This is a genomic window from Maridesulfovibrio spiralis (SeqCode) (assembly GCF_048571135.1).
GTDB lineage: Bacteria > Desulfobacterota > Desulfovibrionia > Desulfovibrionales > Desulfovibrionaceae > Maridesulfovibrio > Maridesulfovibrio spiralis.
Genome location: NZ_CP182344.1, coordinates 91,822 through 113,270 on the forward strand (window position 1 = coordinate 91,822; position 21,449 = coordinate 113,270).

Here is a 21,449-nt window from a genome sequence, read left to right on the forward strand (position 1 = left end):
GCCTCGCACCTCCGCCTCTGCACAAGTCACCTTTTACAACCCTATTCCGGCAAGACGCAGCAACCTGATGAAATCAGCAATCAGGATACTCTTCACCGACAGCGATAATTTCAGAAATATTACTTAAAAATGATCCTACAACACCAGGATCAAACTGCGTCCCGGACTCTTTGCTGATGTACTCGATGGCCTTATCAATGGGCCATGCTTTCTTATACGGACGGTCTGAAGTCAAGGCATCAAAAACATCACTGACAGCAGTTATCCGTGCAAAAAGCGGAATATCTTCCCCCTTCAAACCTTCTGGATACCCATTTCCATCCCACCGTTCATGATGATAGAGAGCTATCTGCGAAGCTGCCCAGACAACTTCAGAAGGATTATCTCCCATTATTTCGTAACCGACTGAGCAATGCTCTTTCATGACTTCCCATTCTTCGGGGTCCAGCGGTCCGGACTTCATCAGGATCGAATCAGGAACAGCAATTTTACCGACATCATGCATGGGGCTGGCATAAACGATCAGGTCGCATGCAGCATCATCAAGGCCCATCCCCCGTGCGATAATCTGGGCAACTTTACTTACCCTGATAACATGCGCCCCGGTTTCATTATCGCGAAATTCCCCGGCACGGGCCAAACGCTGTACAATATCCAGCTGGGTTTCACGGATTGCCTGTGTCCTTCTGCGGACCTCGGCCTCCAGATGATCCTGCCGTTCTACCTGTTGCTTATAATAAAATCTTGTTTCCAGCATATTTCTGATACGCAGCAAGACTTCCCAATACTCAAAAGGCTTGGTCAGAAAATCTGTTGCCCCGGCTTCGAGGACCTGCTGCCTTGTCTGCTGGTCAGTCTGGGCAGTAAGTACAAGGATCGGTAGAAACTCTGAAGAATCCTGCTCCCGCAGGACTTTCAACACTTCGATTCCGCTCATATGCGGCATCCGGACATCCAGCAGGATCAAGTCGAATTTTTCCGCCGCCTGCAACGGTGCAACAGTACGGGGATCGGACGTGGAGGTATAATTTTCATATCCTTTGCGCTCGAGGAGATTTTCAAGCAAGACAATATTTATCGGATTGTCATCCACTATCAGAATGCTGGATTCAAGCAGCTTACTTTCATCAACCATTTATTTTTTCCTTGCTTTTAATCAACAAATCACGCACCCCTTCAGCGTCTACAGGTGTGGGAACATTACCGTCAGCCCCTTGCACAGAATCATTACCAAGCACAGCAATAAACGGCATCCTTTCCAAGCCATCAAGAGTCTGAATGGCTGCAATCGCCTGCTCAAAAGAATCCTCGTCCAAGTCTTCACCGAGAACAATTATTTCCGGATTCAGCAGCTGCAAAGCCCGCATTCCTTTCTCAACTGTCTTGCGGACAATTAAAGTGCAATCTGAAGATTTGGAAAAAACGGCCCGCATCACTTCAATATTTTTAATGTCAGCATCAATGAACAGGACCGAATATGCGCTCTTGGCTCCATCTGCATCAACTGGCAATGCATCGCTGTCTCCGTTTGCTTCACCACGCTCAAAAACACTGAAGATATCAGTTTTGCCATGACCGCCCTCAAAATCAATATTACCGGAAATGGAGTATTCAAGAATATCCGTAATCATCTGAAGCAGAAACCGCCCGGATTCAGCGATATATTCCACATGCGTACGGTTAGTTTCCGACAACGGTTCCTGTTCATCCGTCAACAGCATATCGGAAAATCCCATAATAGCATTTAGCGGAGTCCTAAACTCATGGCTCATGCGGGAAAGAAATTCAGATTTGGCCCGGCTTCCTGCATCCGCGGCATGCAGGGCTTCTTTCAGCTGTTCCTCTGTTTGAACCTGCTCGGTAATATCCACGAAATTCTCCAGCAGATAAGTATCATCCCCCCTCTTGAACGGAACAACACTTTTCAGGATAGATTTACCGTTAGAAAGCTTGCGCACAGCATGATCTACCGCCTTGCCAAGATCGGTAACCGGACATTTGCCGATCTCAGCCGGACAGATGTACTCATGGCAGATTGAACCGATTGCTGCGTCCCTGTCCACACCGATAAGTCTGGCAGCAGTTTCATTCATATCCACAATGGTGTGGCTCTCCGCCGCAATTACAACCACTCCGGCCTGGACACCCTGCAAAACAGCGTTTGTGTAATCCTGCTGGCTCTTGAGCCGCTTTTCAATCTCAATACGTTCGCTGATATCCATAAAAGCTTCAAGAATGACCCGCTCCCCGGACAGATTAATATAAGTCGCTTTTTTTATTACCGTGATTTCACGTCCGGACGCCGTTTTGATCCCTACTTCATTCTTGTAAGTTCCAAGTTCGCTTTTAACAAAGGGGCAACTATCAGAAGCAGAAAGGCAGAACACTTTTTCGCACCGCTCACCGAGAATCGACTCTCCCGGAGGGATATCAAAAATCCTTAAAGCCTCGGGATTTACACGCAGGATTTTCCGCTGTTCATTGACGATAGCCATGCCCACCGGGATAGAATCCACAATTTTTTCAATAGCCTGTTTTGCTTCTTCAAGATTATGGGACTTCTTCTCCCGGTCGGCAAGGATAGTGCGGATATTGAACAGGATACGGAAAAAAAGAAACAGTGATAAAGGCAGGGTACAGGCCATAATTCCAAGCCGCACATTATCCCAGTTGGCGGAAGATGCTTTCTTGAGTTCATCCAGACGTTTTATATCTGCCTGTGTTTCGTAGAATATTTTACTTGAGGATTCGCGGGCGCGTAAAATGAGCGCGTCAATCTGCATGGTCCGAAACCTTAATGCTTCGTGGACCTTTTCAAGAGTCAGAGTATCCCGTGCTCTCAGTAGTTCCCGCATTTTGGATGCTATATTTGCAACGGCTTCGCCAAGCTCGAATATTTTGGGATTAAGATCAATGACCTCCATGACATAACCGGCATTCTTATCGCGGCGGAAAACTATCTGCTCCTGAACTTCGTCCTTATCATAAAAATTAGCCGGAAAAGTATTTACAAATGTTCCCCCGTTCTGAAGGATTGTCAAAATTGCCCCGAGCTTATCCAGACTGTGGTTGATCTCAGTCAGCAAGAGATCAACCATGCGAGGGTCAACAGCATCGACGATCTTCGCTACCCCCAGTTCAACCATCAGCAGGCGGTGCATCAAAGCCTTGCCAAGCTCTGACCGGGCCTCCTGATTATAAATTTCCTGATCATAATCAGCTAGAACATTTAACTTAACCCTATCCACCATAAAATTGACGGCAAAGGTCAGCAGAAAAATCAAGCAAAGAAACAGCACTTTGGAAGTAACCTGTTCTTTTAATATTCCAGGAAACTTTTTATCTAACATCGTATAATCCATATTTGTTGAAGATAGCCCGGCCCTCGTCACCGGAGGCGTAGTCCATAAAAGCTTTGGCTATCTCCGGATAACGGGAAAATCTCAATAACGCGAGGATCAACTTCTTCTTTCGGGCATATTCATCGCTGATAGGCAAAACAGAGATACTGTCTTTGTTTTCAGGCCATGTGGATGTCGCATACCAGTTTACAACAAGGTCAGCCTCTTCCCCTTTCAACAGACGGGTAAGGTCCTTGGAGTCAGTAGTCATCATCTGCACATTGGCTGCTACTTTTGAAAAAATTGATTTCTTATCCAGAATCTTTTTTGTTTCCCGGCCGATACTCCCGCTTTCAGGATTACCGATAGCTACAAGAAAACGCTTATCTGCCAGACTGTCCAGGGAAGCAGGAATGCTTTTCGGATTCCCCTTTTTCACCATCATGGCTGCCTTGTTGTAGCCAACATGGACAGTATCAGTAACCAACCCCTGTTCAAGGGTGGTCTGAATATATGCATCCGAACCCGGAAGATAAAGATCACCTATTTTATTAGCTTTGATGGACTTAAGCAGATTGCCGGACCCGCCTTTTGTAATCAGGATTTTGCAATCATGCTTCTGTTCAATTATCTTTGCAATATCAGCCATTGGTTTGATCATGGTTATCCCGCAATAAACCAACAATTCTTTCTTCTGCTCCACTTTTTTGTCGGCATTGCAACCGGACAGACCAAAGCCAAGCAGGAGAACCAGAACTCCCAATATGCCGAGACGTAAAGACTTCATATGTTTACCTCCGAACAATTCATCCTATACTTAAGAATATAATCTGCCATAGACTCAGGCACAACGGAATTAATTACTGCGGCTATTCACTCAATACGCGCCAAAAAATAAAGATTCCGAAACTAAATTCTTATCATGAACTGAAAATGAAGACTTTACCAGCATTTCAGCAGCCATGTTCCTGATAAAGCATACGGAAACACCCCCGCAATAAACGTTTCCCCTCTCGGGAAGACAAATCCGGTCCGGGAATTCAATAGTCACATTCCAGCACAAAAAAACTTGCAATTATCCCATCCATAAGGCACTCAACGCGCGGCATCTGCACATGATGCCCAATCCACGCAAACATAAACTTCTCACCTCGAGGCCGATCACCATGGACAAAAATCCAAAGGACTGGCGATTCGCGCAGGCCAACAAAGAGGCCCTGCTGACTCTGGGCGCATATGCCCTTTACTTCATCTGGTGGTACGTCTGCGCCTACGGCATGGGCAGCGGCGACCCGGACCAATATGAATACGTATTCGGACTGCCGGAATGGTTTTTCTACAGCTGCATTGTCGGATACCCGCTGATCACAATCCTGCTTTGGGCTCTGGTCCGTTTCAAATTTAAAGAAATGCCCTTAGACGAAGAAACAGAAACCGCATATGACGCAAAAAGCGGGGAGGAACAGTCGTGAGCAACACCATGATGACCGTCATTCCGGTAATTCTCTACCTTGCCATGTCCTTCGGCGTAGCTCTCTGGGCGCGTAAAAAAGCCGAATCCACCCAATCCTCCAAAGGATTCATTGAAGATTATTTCATCGGCGGACGCTCCATGGGCGGCATGGTTCTGGCTATGACCATCATTGCCAGCTACACCAGTGCCAGCAGTTTTGTGGGCGGTCCCGGAGTGGCCTATAAACTTGGACTCAGCTGGGTTCTGCTGGCTATGATTCAAGTTCCGACCACCTTTCTGACCCTCGGTATCCTCGGAAAAAGGTTCGCCATCATGGCCCGGCGCACCGATTCCGTAACCATCACCGATTTCCTGCGCGCCCGCTACAAAAGCGATGCCGTGGTTATCCTCTGCTCTATAGCTCTGATCGTATTTTTCATGGCCGCCATGCTGGCCCAGTTCATCGGCGGGGCAAGACTTTTTCAGACCGTAACCGGATACCCTTACATCGTGGGCCTTGTTCTCTTCGGAGTCAGCGTGGTGCTCTATACCGCCATTGGCGGATTCCGGGCCGTGGTACTCACCGACGCAATTCAGGGCATTGTCATGGTTGTGGCTGTAGTGGTTATCCTGCTGGCAGTCATCAACGCCGGTGGAGGCATGGAAAACTGCATCCAGTCCCTGAAAGCTATTGATCCCGGACTGATTACCCCCACCGGGCCTAAAGATGCTGTACCGCTGCCGTTCACCCTGTCCTTCTGGGTTCTGGTCGGTATCGGTATTCTCGGTCTGCCGCAGACCACCCAGCGTTGCATGGGCTACCGTGATTCCAAAGCAATGCACGACGCCATGATCATCGGAACCCTGCTCATCGGCTTCATGATTCTTTGCGCGCATCTCGCCGGAACACTGGGCCGGGCCATCCTGCCCGAACTCCCGGCAGGTGATTTGGCTATGCCTTCGCTCATCGTTGAACTGCTCTCCCCGTTCTGGGCCGGAGTTTTCATCGCCGGACCTCTGGCTGCGATCATGTCCACCGTGGACTCCATGCTCCTGCTGGTCTCCGCTGCAATCATCAAGGATCTCTACATCCACTACCGTTTGAAGGGTGATGCTTCGCGCATGACTCTGGTCAGCATCAAAAAAATGAGCCTGATCTGTACCGTGGTTGTCGGACTGATGGTTTTTGTGGCTGCCATTGAACCGCCGGACCTGCTGGTCTGGATCAACCTTTTCGCCTTCGGCGGACTGGAAGCCGCTTTCCTCTGTCCCATCGTAATCGGGTTGTACTGGGATAAAGCCAACTCCACCGGAGCAGTTTCCTCCATTGTAATCGGCGTAGGTACTTTCATCGTGCTGACCATCATGAAACCGGCAATGGGCGGCGTGCATGCCATTGTCCCGACCACACTGGCCTCACTCACTGCCTTCGTGCTCGGTTCATATGCCGGACTTTCACGCAACAATGGCAGCAAGGCCGCAGCTTAAGCAGTCTGTGCTAAAATTATATCCACTCTCCTGAAACAATGGCGACATGTTTTCGTAACAAAGATAACGTAATTGCTAACTGCGAAACATGTTTAAAATTAAACGCCACTGAATATAAAACAGGAGTAGATGAGATGGATATGCACCACCCTTTGAAGGTATACGAAGAAGAACTTGCCGACCTTCAGGGACTTGTTCTCGAACTTGGCAATATGGCCTTGGAGCAATTAAGCAAGGCCATTGAGACCTTTGAAGAAAATGATGTTGATAAAGCTCAGGCCATTATCGACATGGACGTAAGAATCAACGACCTTGAGCACGAAGTGGACAAGATGTCCCTGATGATCATCACCAAGATGGAACCCAAGGCCGGGGACCTGCGTTACGTGCTGACCGCGAGCAAAATCGCTTCCGACCTTGAGCGTATTGCAGACTATGCGAAAAGCATCGCCAAGAAAGGCATGCGCGGCTTTGCCGAAGAACATGCCCAGCATCTCGGCTATGTGCAGCATATGGGACAAGAGCTGACCGCAATGCTCTCCAGCGTGCTGGAAGCCTTCAGGGAACTGAGTGTGGAAAAGGCCCTCGACGTCTGGCACAGCGACAGCAACGTGGATGCATTGTTCAAGGAAGGCGTAACCGGAATGAAGGACTGCGTTTCCTCCGAAGAACTGGAGGGCACGGGGTTCATCTCCCTGCTCTTCACCATGCGCTGCCTCGAACGTGTCGGTGACCACATCACCAACATCTCCGAACATATCTATTTCATCAAATATGCGGAGTACTTCGCAGGTAAAAAATAAATTGCCACCAAATGATCAAATCAGACTGCTAAGAAAGTACCAGATGCAAGGCGTAAGAAAAAGGATGGAACGAAGCGTATATAGACATACGTGAGTTTCAGCCTTTTTCGCAGCAACAACGCAGATGATGCTTTATCAGCAGTCTGAGGCCGGAAACACTGCTGTGTTTCCGGCCTTTTCTTTTTTCCCTTTACACCGCTCTACTAATTTCATACCCTCCTCGGCAGCTGGGGGTGCCTTATATGGCTGAGATGGCGAATTCGCCTGTCCCTTTGAACCTGATGCGGGTAATCCCGCCGTAGGGAAGCTTCCATAGATTCACATTGTTCCATCTATTGTTGCGCTCGCCCTACGTGGTGAGCTTTTTTTTTACGGAGTAAAAATGATCGTAAAACTCAACGGCAAAGAAGCCGAACTCCCCGGGGAAATGACTGTAAACGAACTGCTGGAATCAAAAAAACTCGCAGCGGATACTGTAGTTGTTGAACTGAATATGGAAATCCTCCCTGCGGAAGATTACGGCTCCACTAAAATTAATGACGGGGACCACCTCGAAATACTGCGCTTTGTAGGCGGAGGCTGATTAAAATGAACAATGATATTTTCAAACTGGGCGGTCTTGAATTCAACAGCCGCCTACTCACCGGAACAGGCAAATACGCCGATGATTCCGTAATCCCGGATGTCTGTGAAGCTTCCGGTTCCCAGATCATCACCGTGGCCCTGCGCCGGGTTGATCTTGAATCCGATACCGGAAACGTCATGGACTTCATCCCCAAGCACATGCAGCTGCTGCCTAACACTTCCGGTGCGCGCACAGCTGAAGAAGCGGTCCGCATCGCCCGCCTTGCAAAGGCTATGGGCTGCGGCAACTGGATCAAGATCGAAGTTATTTCCGACAACAAATACCTGCTTCCCGACGGCTATGAGACCGCCAAGGCAACCGAAATACTCGCCAAAGAAGGCTTCGTGGTTCTGCCTTACGTAAACGCGGACCTGTACATCGCCCGTTCGCTGGTAGACGCCGGAGCTGCCGCTGTCATGCCGCTTGGCGCACCCATCGGAACCAACCGTGGTTTGAAAACCCGCGAAATGGTCCGCATCCTGATTGACGAAATCGACCTGCCGATCATCGTGGACGCTGGTATCGGACGCCCTTCCGAAGCATGTGAAGCCATGGAAATGGGCGCGGATGCATGTCTGGTCAACACCGCCATCGCTACCGCAAGCGACCCCGCACTTATGGGTAAAGCTTTTGGTCGGGCTGTTAAAGCCGGACGCGAAGCATACCTCTCCGGTCCCGGAGCAAAACACAGCCACGCCAAGGCATCCTCACCCCTTACCGGATTCCTGCACGAAGGATAAAATAAAATGAGCTTCTATCCCATCTGCGCCGAATACAACGACGCCCCCCTTGCCGAGCAATTCGGCTCCGTTACTGAACACGATGTCAGGCGCGCACTTAACAAGGCAACCTTAAGCCCAGAAGACTTCCTTGCCCTGTTAAGCCCCGCAGCTATTCCCCTGCTTGAAGAAATGGCGGCTAAAGCCAGCCAGCTCACTCTGCAGCACTTCGGCAGAACCATTCAGCTCTTCACCCCGCTCTACATGGCAAACTTCTGTACCAATAAATGTGTGTATTGCGGATTCAATACCAAAAACAATATTCCCCGCTCACAGCTTGGACCGGAAGAACTGGAAAAAGAAGCCAAGGCCATTGCAGCCACCGGACTAAAACACCTGCTCATCCTCACCGGGGATGCACGGGCCAAATCCTCCCCGGAATACATTGAATCCGCAGTGGAGATCCTGCGTAAGCACTTTCCATCCATATCCATCGAAATTTACGCCATGACCGAAGAAGAATACGCCCGTCAGGTCAATGCGGGTGTAGATGGCATGACCATGTTTCAAGAAACCTACAACGAAGAACTTTACCCGGAACTGCATCCAGCCGGACCAAAGCATGATTACCGCTTCCGCCTTGATGCACCCGAAAGAGCCTGCAAAGCAGGAATGCGCGTGGTCAATATCGGCGCCCTGCTCGGACTTGACGACTGGCGGCATGATGCACTGAAAACGGGCATCCACGCCGCGTACCTGCAGAACAAATATCCCGAAGTGGACATCGCCGTATCACTGCCGCGTATCCGTACCCATGTGGGCGATGCTTTCACTCCCAAATCTCTGGTCAGTGACACAGACCTTGTGCAGAACATGCTTGCCCTGCGCATCTTTCTGCCCCGCTGCGGAATAACCATTTCCACCCGTGAAGCCCCGGACTTCCGCGAGAATATCCTCCCGCTGGGAGTAACCCGCATGTCCGCCGGAGTGTCTACTGAAGTAGGCGGTCATACAGGCGAAGACGAGGAAAAAGTCGGCCAGTTTGACATCAGCGATGAACGCAGTGTGGATGAAATGTGCGCGGTACTCAGAAAACACGGCTACCAGCCTGTTTTCAAAGACTGGCATCCCCTGCAGGAAGCATCGTGAACCGAACCGAACAAGGCATAGCCAAATATCTTGGTGCGGACTGTCTGCGCTCTTTGCAAGCGGTCCGCATCGGTATAGCAGGGGCCGGAGGACTGGGGTCAAACTGCGCCATGCACCTTGCACGCAGCGGATTCAAGCAGTTCACCATTGCCGACTTTGACCGCATTGAGGAATCCAACCTCAACCGCCAGTTCTATTTCATGAAGCAGGTCGGCAAAAGCAAGGTCGAAGCTCTCAGCGCAAACCTGCGCAGCATCAACCCGGACCTTGATATCACGACCTATGAACAGACCGTGAACCGGGAAAATATGCTGGAGCTGTTCGGTGAATGCGATGTGATCATCGAAGCTTTCGATGATGCCGCATGTAAAAAAGCATTGGTGGAAACCTTCCTGCCCACGGACAAGCTGCTGGTCAGCGCGTCGGGCATGGGCGGTGCGGGCAACAGCGATGAAATCAAAACACGCAAGGTCCGTGATAATTTCTACATTGTCGGGGACATGAAAACCGAGTGCAACGCAAAGACCCCGCCCTTCTCGCCAAGGGTGGCAATCTGTGCGGCAAAGCAGGCCGACATTGTGCTCAGCCACTATTTGAATAAATTCCGGGAATAGAGATGCCTTCGGCGATCCTACCGGAGGCCTTAAACCCTTTGAAAAGGGTTTAAGAATCCCAAACTTTTTCAACAGGGCTTCGCCGTCCTTAAACGCAAAGGAACGAACCATGAGCGACAAAAAAATTACCCGCCAGAATATTCTTGATACCGATATTTACTGCCTGACCGCCCTGAAATTTTCCAAGGGCCGTTCCAATATCGAAGTTGTCCGCGAAATGCTCGATAGCGGCATCAAGCTGATCCAGTATCGCGAAAAAGAGATCAAATCCGGTCAGAAATATGAAGAATGCATGGAAATCCGCAAGATGACCCGTGAAGCAGGAGCCGCGTTCATCGTCAATGATGACATTGATCTGGCAATGATGGTCGAAGCGGATGGAATCCACATAGGACAGGAAGATTTTCCGGTACACGCAGTACGCAAGCTCATCGGCGAAGAAATGGCAATCGGCCTTTCCACTCACGCACCGGAAGAAGCCCTCGCCGCAGTTGAAGCGGGAGCTGATTACATCGGTGTAGGCCCGATCTTCAAAACCTACACCAAGGACGATGTGGTTGATCCGGTAGGTTTTGAATACCTCGACTGGGTAGTCAAAAACATCGACATCCCATTCGTTGCCATCGGCGGCATCAAGGAACACAACATTGACGAAGTCATGAACCGGGGCGCGAAATGCGTAGCCCTCGTCACCGAGATTGTCGGTGCTGATGACATCGGCGCAATGGTCAGCGACCTGCGCGCGGCAATAAAGAAATAATTTTCAAATCGGAACCACTCACACGACAACACCCCTGAACCAGAAGCTCCGGTTCAGGGGTGGGCGGAGAACGAAGACATGTTCAAGAAAAAAGAATGGCTTTTTCAAGGTAAATCCGGGACAGAATATAAATTCGGAATCTTTGCCAAAACCCGCCCCATTCCTGAATCCGGCGGGGTCTACATTCTCGCCTATACCCATCCACGAGGACACCGGGCCGGATTCAAGGTCAACATGCTTTATGCCGGAGAAACGGATAATTTCCGTAAAGAACTTACAAATCCCCCGCAGGCGGATTGCCTCTGGGACGGCTGCTGGAATTGCATATACATACTGCCAGTTAACGGAGTTCAAGACAGAAAAGACCTTCTCGCAGACCTGATTACAGGCAATGACTTAGCCTGCACTCAATCCTGATCCAGAGCACCCAATCACATCAAAAAATCACAGCAGGTAAGCGTTTTAATTTATCAAAAATTGAGGTAAGCATTTTTATAGTGAGGACTCAAATGCTTACACGCTTTCTTATCTGCACCTTCTTATTGCTTTCCCTTTGCAGCACTGCCTTGGCGCAGTCTTTAGACAAAGCGGTGTTCATCACCGAACATCTCCCTCCATACAACTATATGGAGGACAAAAAAATACAGGGTATCAGTGTTGATGTCTTGCGCGCGGCCCTAGCTGCTGTGGATATACAATTAGATAAAACCCAGCTGCATATTTACCCTTGGGCCAGAGGATATAAAACAGCATTACAAACTCCTAACACCTGCCTTTTCAGTACTGCCAGAAACGACTTCAGGGAAAAATCATTCAAGTGGGCAGGTCCTATAGCAAACGCAACCTTTTCTTTTTATACTCAAAACATAAATATCAAAGCCGATTCCATTAACGACCTAAAAAAATATAACATCACTACAGCCAGACAAGGTATCGGTCACTACACCCTACAGGAAAACAAGTTCCCCGAGCCTAGGACCGACCTCTCCACAAAGACTTCGATGATGCTTGATAAACTAATCAGGGGCAGAGTTGATCTTGTTTTGGAAAACAAGAATGTGATGCGCTACACAGTGAAAAAGGAAGGTATGGACTGGTCGAAATTCATAAATGTTTACACTGTCAATCTTGGTGAAATATACTTCGCTTTCAACAAAGACACACCGGACCATGTTGTGCAACGGCTCCAAAAAGGGATCAACATAATAAAAGAGAATGGAAAACTGGAAAGCCTTGTAAATAAGCTGCATACCCGCCCGGAATAGCAACAGGCAAGCTGCAATACCCATGCTTCGATATGCTAAGACTTGTAGCGTTTTAGCAGTTCCTTTGTTTCGGCTACGTATTGTAAAATATCCCCTTCGTCTTTAACCATTTCCTTGGCATTGAAACTGTAAAACCGCTCAAAATCCTTACCGGCAAATGAAAAACATTTTGTTTTGATAGCGAAATCTTCTTTAGATTTTGTAAAATAATGATTCAAAAGCAACTTATTATCATTAATCCTCTTCTGCTTGCCGGAAGGCTTCAAATTGAAGTCATGGCATGTGCTGTAGGATTGCGGTAGAATATAGTCTGTTCTGGCCATACATTTATAGCTTTGAGCGTGAGGTCGACGCTCTGTATAACTTTCAATAACCAGTCCTTCCGGGCTGTCATCATGCCCTGATGCACCAAAATAAAAACTGGGAACCGTTACATAAACAACATCATCGGCATCTAAAAATTCAAGATATTCTGCAATACTGTTATACCCCGATTTTACTGTCGGGTAAACAAACTCATCCAAATCGACCTTCAAAACCCACTTTGCATTCTGCTTATAACGAATCAAAAAATCGCCGTAAGCAAGATACTGCATATTGTGCTCTTTATTCCTTTCTTTCTTTTTCCTATCGTAAGGCATGTTGGGCAAATCAGGAAAGGGAATATGGGTCACAAGACCTTGTTCGACATAAGGCCTGATTATCTTGTCGGTCTTTTCAAAATCACCGTTATTGTAGAGATAAAAATGCCCGACTCCCATGCGGAGGTAAAAGCACAGCCACTCTTCAATAAACTTATCCTCCTCCTTCATTATGGCAACGACTGCAAGGTCTACTTTATCCTTAACAACAACATCGCTTGGAAGATTATTCAATTTTCTAAGCTGTTTAACTTTGTAGTTCGTGTGCAGCAAAAATCCCGGATAAACCCGCAGATTGATCCGGATCAACTCACATAAACTCTTCAACAAAGGATATTTTTCTAAACTCAAAACAGACTCCGTCCAAGGAAAGGAAATTTGCCGAAACTAAAACAAACCATACCGACTTAAGCTCTGGATAGCTATGAACAGTTCTTTAATGGAACAAGTCCAAATGCATCATTTCAACACAGATTGCAATAGCGGGCCATCCTGCTTCATATAAAAAAAGGCCGAAACATCACGCTTTTAACCGCGAGAGTTTCAGCCTTGAATTACAAATATGAACCCAAATTATTACAAAACATTCCAAGGAGTTTCAGCCATAGGCAGAAAGTCTTCTTCCTGAGCCTTGATGTCCAGATGGACAAGTCCCAGCGGAGCAACACGAGGGTCAGGCTGCTCTGCAAGCTCGCGGGTATCAATGGTCACAAAATAATGGTTGCAGTTTTTGCAGACATCCACCCGCTCGTTCATGCGCTCCTCGGCCTGTAGATAACGCAGCTTTTCATGGTCTTCATTTTCGCACCAAGGACATGTGTTGCGCTTGAAACGCCATTCATGTCCGCAGCAGGAACAATGCAGCCAACGCTGCCCGCCATGGGATTTCAGATAGGCATTATCATCGCCTGATTTACGCAGCAAAGCCAGATCCGGGAAAGTACCGCACACCGGACAATAGCCCTTATGCCACTGCATATTCTCGATAGCCTTGGCTGCTTCCGGTTCCATGCGGGCCATGAAAGGCTTGAGCGCAAGAGTACCCATAAAAGCCAGCACCTGATCATCAACTTTCCACTCTTCAATCAAAGCACGCAGCTGCTTTTCATCCTCTTCCCAGAGAGCCTTGGGCAGATCATTGAAATTGTCCACATCGCCGACAGCAGCGACAATTTCATCAACCTGCCCGCAAATGGCAGGAATGCCTTCGGAAACAGCACCCGCCACCAACATGAAAACTTCTCGGTACTTATCTCCAAGTTCCGGCAGTTCCGTATCCGCAAGTAAAGGCACACCCTGCTCAAAACGCGGGGCGTATGATTCAGGGATCTCGAAATTATCCCAGTCCGCCAGAATTTCTTCCGCTTTCTCCTGAGCAATAAGCAGCGGGCCAAAGGCATCAAAAATATTTTCCAAAGCAGGCATCCGCTTACGCAAAGTAAGAAGACCGGCCTGCACATCACGTTTTTTCTTATTGGTACCACTCATTAATTTTGCTCCTGAAAAAATATTCTGATGCGCTATCGCGCTTTTTATCTATGAACGATTTTGCCTCCGGCGGCCCTCCGGGGGCCAAAGAACCCTTTTGAAAAAGGGTTCTCTGGACTCTCCTAAAACTTTTAATAAGCTTCGCGTCCGTTGGCTTAAATCTGCAAAAATTTACAAAAAGAACTCCCACACACCCTCACGCGGGAAAGGAAATATTTTATTTACCCCCACAGTATTGTCCCCAACGGCGAAGCCCTAATAAACGGTTCTGAAGGGGTGGGGTCTGGGGAGGGGAAACTCTTGCAAGAGTTTCCCCTCCCCAGCCGCCGGAGGCACTTCTTTAGCCAAATATCCGTTTAGCGGGTTTGGCGAGATTAGCTAGGAACTCTTTGCGTGTTACGCCGTTGCCGACGCCGGAGGCCTCTGCGGTGACGTACTCGTAGTAGAGTTCGGGTTTATCCTGCACGAGATAGATAACGTTGACTTCATCAGCGTCGATAATCTCGGCATTGGGGTAATCCTTTTTAACTCTTTCGAGTGCTTTTTCAGCAAGGGCTACCATTTCTTCACGTTCACCGAAGTTCATGGTTCCGGTGGGACAGGTCTTGACGCAGACAGGAACCAGTCCGGCCTGCTGGCGGTCAATACACATGTCGCACTTGGTCAGCATTCCCGTGCCGGTGTTGCGGCGGGGAATGTTGTAAGGACAACCTTCGGTAATTTCCTGACACTCGTCAGCGGCGAGGCGTTTAGTCTGGTCGGTGAAAATAACCGCTCCGGTATCTTCATCCTTGATGACCGCGCCGGTAACATAGGAATCAGCGATATCCTTACAGGGAGGCACATCGCAATGGCGGCACTGGTCGGGGAAAAAATACCACTCGACCTTACCGTTGATGCGGTGCTCGCTGAAACGGACAAGCTTATAGTTGAACGGGTTCAAATCCGGGGGATTCTGGTGCGAACCGCGCTGTTTGGTTTTCACTGCGGGCAGGCCGTGCCATTCCTTACAGGCAACCTGGCAACCGCGGCATGCAGTACATCTGGAGGTATCAACAAAGAATGCTTTAGACATGTTTTACTCCTTGGTTGCAGGTTACTCTTCAATCTCGGTGAGTTTTTTCGCTTTGCGAACGTTCACCAGAGAAGCCTTGTACTCAGGGATAGTGGTGTTGGGGTCACCGACCGAGGGGGTGAGACGGTTGGTGGCATCACCACATCCGGGTGTGGTCCAGCCGAAGCAGAAAGGCATACCGACTTCATGGACGGTGCGGCCTTTGATCTGGAACGGAGTCATACGCACAGTAACCATGGCAATGGCTTCAACCTTGCCGCGGATACTTTCAACGATAACCGGATCGCCGTTTTCAATACCCTTTTCTTTTGCCAGCTCGGGGCTCATTTCCACATAAAGCTGCGGTTCAGCTTCGAGCAGTGCCGGGGTGTTACGGGTATCACCACCGCCGCACCAGTGTTCGGTAAGGCTGTAAGTGGTCAGGACGATGGGGTAACGTTCATCTGCGGGCTCAGCCAGTTTATCCAGGTCACTGGTAGTGAACTTGTAAACCGGGCTGCTGAGCTGGCTGGAGAACGGATGGCTGGTAATGGGAGTTTCCACCGGCTCGTAATGGTCGGGGAAAGGTCCATCCTGCAATCCGGGGCCGTAGAGCTGTCCGTGGCCTTCCTTGCGCATGATGAAGGGATAACGTCCCTTTCCGGTAGCCATCGGCGGCCAGCCGCCATCAGGCACGTCACCGATCCACTTGGAACCGTTCCATTCGATAACAGCCTTTTCAGGAGCGTAAGGCTTACCATTAAGGTCAACGGATGCACGGTTGTAAAGGATACGGCGGTTGACGGGCCAGCACCATGCGTAGTTGGGGAAGAGATTGATCTTCGCCTGCATGGGAGTCTGTTCCAGACTGCGGCGTTTGGCCTTGTTACCTGCTTCTTCGGTATAACTGCCTGCGTAGAGCCAGTTCAGGGAAGAAGTGGAGCCGTCGTCAGCAAGAGCGACGAAGGAAGGTACCTGCTGCCCCTTTTTATATTTCTTGCCTTTGAATTCAACATCCTTGGTGAAACGGCCGTTAATACGCTGGGCCATATCTTCAGGATCGTAGTAGGAAGGCCAGTCAAGGCTGAGCAATGCTTCGGGGTAGACACCGTTCTCTTTATCGTAGAGACGGCGGACGTGGTTAATGATATCCACGTACATTTCACCCATACTCTTGGATTCGCCCATGGGACGGGTGGCTTCGTAGTGCCAGAGCAACCAGCGACCGGAAGAACTGATGGAACCGGCTTTTTCCGCACGCTGGGCGGAAGGCAGCAGGAAGACTTCAGTCTTGTTGCTGGTAGGATCAACACCGGGACGATGCCAGTTCTCGGAAGTCTCGGTATGATGGATTTCACCAACGACCAGCCAGTCGAGGTTGTCCAGAGCCTTACGGACCTTGGTGGAGTTGGGAACACTCATTGCCGGGTTGGTCCCAAAAGCAAAACCGCCCTTGATGTCGCCACGGTACATACGGTCGAAGATGAAGAGATAGGAATAATCTTCGCCGTCTTCGGTTTTAGGCAGCATCCGGTAGCCGAAGCCGTTGTCTGCGGAGGCATTGTCACCGCGCCATGCTTTAAGCAGGGAAGCCATGTATTTAGGCTTGTGCTGCCACCAGTTGGCACTCTGCGGATCATGGGAGACCGGAGTGGTTGCCTTGGTATATTCCTCAAAAGAACCCATACTTGCTTTAGGCACGGGCAGGTAACCGGGCAGGATATGCCAGAGAATACAGTGGTCAGTGGAACCCTGTACGTTAGGCTCGCCGCGCAGGGCGTTGATACCGCCGCCTGCTACGCCGATGTTACCGAGCAGAAGCTGCAAGATGGCACTGGAACGGATATTCTGTACGCCGACTGTGTGCTGGGTCCAGCCCAGTGCGTACATGATGGTTCCGGCCTTATCGCGCTTACCTGTTCCGGCGTATTCCTTGTAGACCTTGAGCAGGTTGTCTTTGGAAACACCTGTGGTCTTGGAAACGTTGGACAGGGAATAGCGGGAGTAATGCTTTTTCAGCTGCTGGAATACGCAGCGGGAGTTCTTGAGTGATTCATCGCGCTTGGGCACGCCGTTCTTATCCAGCTCAAAAGCCCATTTGGATTTATCATATTTGCGGGATTTCTTGTCATAACCGGTAAACAGACCGCGAGAGAACTTGAAGTCCTTACCGACGATGAAAGCCGCGTTTGTGTAGTTAGTTACGTATTCCTTGAAATAGAGGTCATTATCAAGAACGTAATTAATCATACCGCCCATGAAAGCGATATCTGTACCGGATCTGAGAGGTACGTGGAAATCACTTCTCGCGGAGGTACGTGAGAATTTTGGGTCCACATGCATGACCTTGGCGCCTTTGTCCTTGGCCCTGAGTACCCATTTAAAGGAGATAGGATGGTGCTCTGCGGCGTTACTACCGATAATCAGGATAGAATCCGCGTTTTCAATATCGCACCAGTGGTTTGTCATCGCACCGCGCCCGAACGACTCTGCCAGAGCCGCAACTGTTGCGCTGTGTCAGATACGTGCCTGGTGATCAAAATGCACCAGGCCGAGGCCGCGTACACCCTGATGGACGATTGCACACTCCTCGTTATCCATCTGTGATGTACCGAGATGGAAAATTGATTCTACACGATTGACTTCCTGCCCCTTGTCGTTGAAGCGTTTGAAGTCTGCATCACGTGTTTCCTTAACGCGGCGGGCAATGCGGTCAAGCACAAAGTCCCAGCTCTTCTCTTCCCATTTGGTGCTGTAAGGAGCACGGTAAAGGGGCTTTTCAATACGGTGGTGGTTGTTATGCATGGAAAGCATAGCAGCACCCTTCGCACAGAGAGCACCTTCACTTACGGGGTAATCAGGATCACCTTCAGTGCTGACGATCTTGCCGTCCTTCACGTGGGCGATAAAATGACAGCTGAGCGAACAGAAAGGACAGATGGAAATAACTTCCTTCGCGCCCTTGATCTTAAGCCCCGCAGCATAAGCCTGCGTAGGGGAAAGATCGAGTCCCAGCTGGCTCATACCGATACTTGCGACACCGACGCCCGCAAGTTTCATGAACCCTCGCCGTGAAATATTCATGGAACCTCCTCAATTTAAATCAGGCGGGGGTAAACGGCTATAAAAACCGAAGATTTATCACACCGATCGCCTGAAAATTACTTTGATGATCCCATAGAATCTTAAACGGAAAATAAAGTCAATATTTCCAATATGTTAGAAATAACACATATGTGGTTTAATTGGGTAACAAAAAGAATTGTGAGACGGAATAATTATCAAACGCTTGCAACATCGTTACTTAGCTCTTTGACTTTTCCATTCGCGCATCAATTTTTTATTTAACTTTGCAATGCTGCAAAAATAACTACTAGACTCAAATGGATCTGCCGTAGGACTTTCATTCGCATTTCTCACCATACAAATAGTACAAAAATCCCTATCTTCACATTTAACACATTTAGGAAAATCGCGAATACGAACTTTCCTTAAAGCTCTAATTTTATCTGAATTTTCCCAAATTTTTTTAAGTGGATGTTCTTTCAAATTTCCAACTACATTATTATGCCATCCGATACAGGGATACACATCGCCATTATCAGTTACACAAAGGGAGGACCCACAAACACTACAAACAAAATCATCTAATGCTATATCTTTATTATTTTCAACTTCATTCTCTAACTGTTCAAAATACCTAAAATCAAGATTAGATTTATTTTTTATAACATCCTCTACTTCATCGATTGACATACGACATTTCAAATTTGATGTTGCATTATTAGACATACCTAAGATTCCATAGTAATCTCCTCCATGAATATTGTTAGATTCTGCCCAATCAAGAACATCTGTATAGCTACTTTTATTTTGCTTAATTATAGGACAGCTTATTTGCAACGGGATGTTATTTTTAACAAGATTCAATATCGATTTTTTGGTCTTTGCAAAACTACCATTTACTTGAGTTATATTATCATGAACATTTGGATCCATAGAATACAGTGAAGTCTGGACACTCAACAGTGGGTTCAACTTCATTTCTTCAATAATGTCTTCATCAAGCAAGGTCAAATTACTAAGAACATTGACAGAAAACTCATACTCTCTACAAATTTTTAAAAACAAATTAAAATCTTTGTGCAATAGCGGCTCCCCGCCACTCAATGTCAAATTCAAAACATTCATATCGCGACCTTGACGAACAACACTATAAAACAAATCGCTGTCAATAAAATTAGTTTTATGCTCATGAGGGATATAACAGTGTAAACATCTCTCATTACACTTGCTTATTATTTCGATATGTAAGCTCATCAGCTGAGGTTCACCTTCAAAATAATTTTCTAAAAATGATTCTGTAGACGACTCAGAGGACAAACTATTGCGAAATAAATGCATCTCTTTACTCTCATTATTTAATTTTTCGTATGAAAAACCAACATCTTTATCCTCACACTCTTGACTATCACCACCACAAACAACAAACCCTTCAAATTCAAGACTACTATAAAAATCCTTTGCATCTTTATAAATATCATCTGCATTAACATCAACGAAGACATTACATATCTTTCTTACAATACTGTCTAATGATTGCGCTTCTCTATCTAAAACAGAGAAAAAAACAGCTCCACTCTCTGACAATATTCTATCGCCAACACAGCCACTCTTCTCACTAGCTTTATTATATCCGTAATTCCTATTATCAGTCACATATCCAAATTTTTTATAATCTCTAAAAAGAACAGTAGACTTTCTTTTTACGTACATAAAACAACCTTCAATCACGTTTAGATGTGCCTAAAAAATATTTACCTTCTAGCAACATTTTACACATAATCCCAAAAGAGAAAGCCTCATACAGTTGAACCGCAAATGGGCCACGCAAGAGGCTTTCTCAATTCACCGAATCGTCTACTTGGGGGACAACCAAATTATTCGGTCACGAATACTAGTTGCCTCCACGAGGCCCAGGATCATTACAAGGCCTGCCGCTTGGTTTGCTACTGGGGTTACACTTTGCCATCTGTGTTGTGCCTTGCGCAACAACGACAGGCTTTTGGTAAGTCATAAACTTTCTCCATATGTTAAATATTTACGTAAATAAGATACCACTAAGAACTTCATATATTGACACATTAAAAATATCAAGTTCGCCATAAAAAATATTCATTATGAATATAATATATCTATACCGCCTTCTAAAAAAACAAGTACCTTAAAACATATAGTCTCTGAAGTTACTAAAAAACCACTACCAGTCATACAATAAGCCCAAGCGCTGAACAATTTTTACATACAGAAACATATGGTTATTCAAGATGATTTAAGGTATATTCTGCGCCAGAATTAGCTTTTTACTTAGAATTTCAATAAGATCCACTTAAGGGGAGGAAAAAGGGGATGCTTAAAAAAACAACACTGCTTCTGGTAGTGCTTTTGTTAACGCTTTGCTCAACATCTGCATTTGCAGCATATATCGGCACTACTCATAATAATATTTTGATGCAGCGCGCCAAGATTTCCGGCGATCTTTCAAGCTACCTGCAGACTACATCCGGCACAGGCGTCTGGGACGTTACCGCTGTCGTCAGTCAGGCCGGGTTAAATAACAGATTCAAACTTAATGACGGCTCTTCCAGCACAGTGCTTTTTTCCAACAAGGACAAAAGCAACTGGAACAATGCTGTTACAGTTGATCTGGAAAACACTTTTTTTACTGACGGTTACAAGAGCTACAACCTTGGTCTGAACGATCAGAGTAATAACGTTTACACCGCTAAAGTAATCAAAGAGTTCTCCTACAACAACATTGTTTTCAGTGAAAATGATCTGGTTATCATGCTCAACGACCGCGGGGGCGATAAGGACTATGATGACTACATCCTCCACGGCAGAGCCTCAACAGCAGCAACCCCGATTCCGGGTGCTGTATGGCTGCTCGGTTCCGGCCTTCTCGGGCTGATCGGGCTGCGCAAGAAATTCTCTTAATTAAATCTCAATGTCATTTTAAAGGCGCTCTTTTCAGGGCGCCTTTTTTATT

19 protein-coding genes and 1 riboswitch are annotated in these 21,449 nt (G+C 47.6%); of the genes, 11 read left to right on the plus strand and 8 right to left on the minus strand.

Translation table 11 applies throughout. The annotated features are described in order from the left end of the window. Positions 1 to 73 precede the first annotated feature (73 nt). Genes ACNI29_RS00435 through ACNI29_RS00445 form a run of 3 tightly spaced genes read right to left on the minus strand, consistent with a single transcriptional unit; the run spans position 74 to position 4,128 of the window. Positions 74 to 1,135, minus strand: coding sequence for an HD domain-containing phosphohydrolase (locus tag ACNI29_RS00435; protein WP_419780228.1), 1,062 nt, complete (start codon positions 1,133 to 1,135; stop codon positions 74 to 76). Next, positions 1,128 to 3,350: a histidine kinase dimerization/phospho-acceptor domain-containing protein gene (locus ACNI29_RS00440; RefSeq protein WP_419780229.1), complete on the minus strand. Its 2,223-nt coding sequence runs from the start codon at positions 3,348 to 3,350 to the stop codon at positions 1,128 to 1,130. Before ACNI29_RS00440 ends, ACNI29_RS00435 begins: the two co-directional genes overlap by 8 nt. Further along, positions 3,340 to 4,128, minus strand: coding sequence for a substrate-binding domain-containing protein (locus ACNI29_RS00445; RefSeq protein ID WP_419780230.1), 789 nt, complete (start codon positions 4,126 to 4,128; stop codon positions 3,340 to 3,342). The genes ACNI29_RS00440 and ACNI29_RS00445 overlap by 11 nt, the downstream gene beginning before the upstream one ends. 379 nt (positions 4,129 to 4,507) lie before the next feature. Between ACNI29_RS00445 and ACNI29_RS00450 the strand changes: the two genes are divergently transcribed. The 10 genes from ACNI29_RS00450 to ACNI29_RS00495 all read left to right on the plus strand — a co-directional run bounded on the left by ACNI29_RS00450 (position 4,508) and on the right by ACNI29_RS00495 (position 12,217). Continuing rightward, positions 4,508 to 4,813 carry a YhdT family protein gene (locus tag ACNI29_RS00450; RefSeq protein ID WP_419780231.1) on the plus strand — a complete coding sequence of 102 codons (306 nt, stop codon included), beginning with the start codon at positions 4,508 to 4,510 and terminating at the stop codon, positions 4,811 to 4,813. Positions 4,814 to 4,821: 8 nt separating this feature from the next. Continuing rightward, a complete protein-coding gene (gene panF / locus ACNI29_RS00455) occupies positions 4,822 to 6,282 on the plus strand; it encodes a sodium/pantothenate symporter (RefSeq protein WP_419782073.1) in 1,461 nt (486 codons plus the stop codon). Positions 6,283 to 6,416: 134 nt separating this feature from the next. Further along, on the plus strand, positions 6,417 to 7,085 hold the full coding sequence (gene phoU / locus ACNI29_RS00460) for a phosphate signaling complex protein PhoU (RefSeq protein ID WP_419780232.1): 669 nt from the start codon (positions 6,417 to 6,419) through the stop codon (positions 7,083 to 7,085). Between the two features lie 219 nt (positions 7,086 to 7,304). Next, positions 7,305 to 7,407, plus strand: a riboswitch (TPP riboswitch). Between the two features lie 60 nt (positions 7,408 to 7,467). After that, a complete protein-coding gene (gene thiS, locus ACNI29_RS00465) occupies positions 7,468 to 7,668 on the plus strand; it encodes a sulfur carrier protein ThiS (RefSeq protein ID WP_419780233.1) in 201 nt (66 codons plus the stop codon). Between the two features lie 5 nt (positions 7,669 to 7,673). After that, positions 7,674 to 8,450 carry a thiazole synthase gene (locus ACNI29_RS00470; RefSeq protein WP_419780234.1) on the plus strand — a complete coding sequence of 259 codons (777 nt, stop codon included), beginning with the start codon at positions 7,674 to 7,676 and terminating at the stop codon, positions 8,448 to 8,450. A 6-nt stretch (positions 8,451 to 8,456) separates the two neighbouring features. Then, positions 8,457 to 9,578, plus strand: a complete 1,122-nt coding sequence (gene thiH, locus ACNI29_RS00475) for a 2-iminoacetate synthase ThiH (RefSeq protein WP_419780235.1) — start codon at positions 8,457 to 8,459, stop codon at positions 9,576 to 9,578. Further along, positions 9,575 to 10,192 (plus strand): sulfur carrier protein ThiS adenylyltransferase ThiF, encoded by a 618-nt coding sequence (thiF, locus tag ACNI29_RS00480; protein ID WP_419780236.1) that lies wholly within the window; start codon positions 9,575 to 9,577, stop codon positions 10,190 to 10,192. The genes thiH and thiF overlap by 4 nt, the downstream gene beginning before the upstream one ends. A gap of 109 nt (positions 10,193 to 10,301) precedes the next feature. Continuing rightward, positions 10,302 to 10,952 (plus strand): thiamine phosphate synthase, encoded by a 651-nt coding sequence (thiE, locus tag ACNI29_RS00485; RefSeq protein ID WP_419780237.1) that lies wholly within the window; start codon positions 10,302 to 10,304, stop codon positions 10,950 to 10,952. A gap of 78 nt (positions 10,953 to 11,030) precedes the next feature. Further along, positions 11,031 to 11,369: a hypothetical protein gene (locus ACNI29_RS00490; RefSeq protein ID WP_419780238.1), complete on the plus strand. Its 339-nt coding sequence runs from the start codon at positions 11,031 to 11,033 to the stop codon at positions 11,367 to 11,369. Positions 11,370 to 11,461: 92 nt separating this feature from the next. Then, positions 11,462 to 12,217, plus strand: a complete 756-nt coding sequence (locus tag ACNI29_RS00495; protein WP_419780239.1) for a substrate-binding periplasmic protein — start codon at positions 11,462 to 11,464, stop codon at positions 12,215 to 12,217. A 35-nt stretch (positions 12,218 to 12,252) separates the two neighbouring features. Here ACNI29_RS00495 and ACNI29_RS00500 read toward each other — a convergent pair whose 3' ends face one another. The 5 genes from ACNI29_RS00500 to ACNI29_RS00520 form a co-directional block, all read right to left on the minus strand. Next, positions 12,253 to 13,209 (minus strand): glycosyltransferase family 92 protein, encoded by a 957-nt coding sequence (locus ACNI29_RS00500; RefSeq protein WP_419780240.1) that lies wholly within the window; start codon positions 13,207 to 13,209, stop codon positions 12,253 to 12,255. Between the two features lie 225 nt (positions 13,210 to 13,434). Continuing rightward, on the minus strand, positions 13,435 to 14,346 hold the full coding sequence (locus ACNI29_RS00505; protein WP_419780241.1) for a formate dehydrogenase accessory protein FdhE: 912 nt from the start codon (positions 14,344 to 14,346) through the stop codon (positions 13,435 to 13,437). A gap of 340 nt (positions 14,347 to 14,686) precedes the next feature. After that, the gene (locus ACNI29_RS00510) at positions 14,687 to 15,421 is read right to left on the minus strand and encodes a 4Fe-4S dicluster domain-containing protein (protein WP_419780242.1); all 735 of its coding nucleotides are present in this window, start codon (positions 15,419 to 15,421) and stop codon (positions 14,687 to 14,689) included. A 21-nt stretch (positions 15,422 to 15,442) separates the two neighbouring features. Next, positions 15,443 to 18,484 carry a formate dehydrogenase-N subunit alpha gene (fdnG, locus tag ACNI29_RS00515; RefSeq protein ID WP_419780243.1) on the minus strand — a complete coding sequence of 1,014 codons (3,042 nt, stop codon included), beginning with the start codon at positions 18,482 to 18,484 and terminating at the stop codon, positions 15,443 to 15,445. A gap of 216 nt (positions 18,485 to 18,700) precedes the next feature. Beyond that, entirely contained in the window at positions 18,701 to 20,176 is a 1,476-nt protein-coding gene (locus ACNI29_RS00520; protein WP_419780244.1) for a radical SAM protein, read from the minus strand. A gap of 633 nt (positions 20,177 to 20,809) precedes the next feature. Between ACNI29_RS00520 and ACNI29_RS00525 the strand changes: the two genes are divergently transcribed. After that, entirely contained in the window at positions 20,810 to 21,397 is a 588-nt protein-coding gene (locus tag ACNI29_RS00525) for a hypothetical protein (RefSeq protein WP_419780245.1), read from the plus strand. The last annotated feature ends 52 nt before the right edge of the window (positions 21,398 to 21,449 follow it).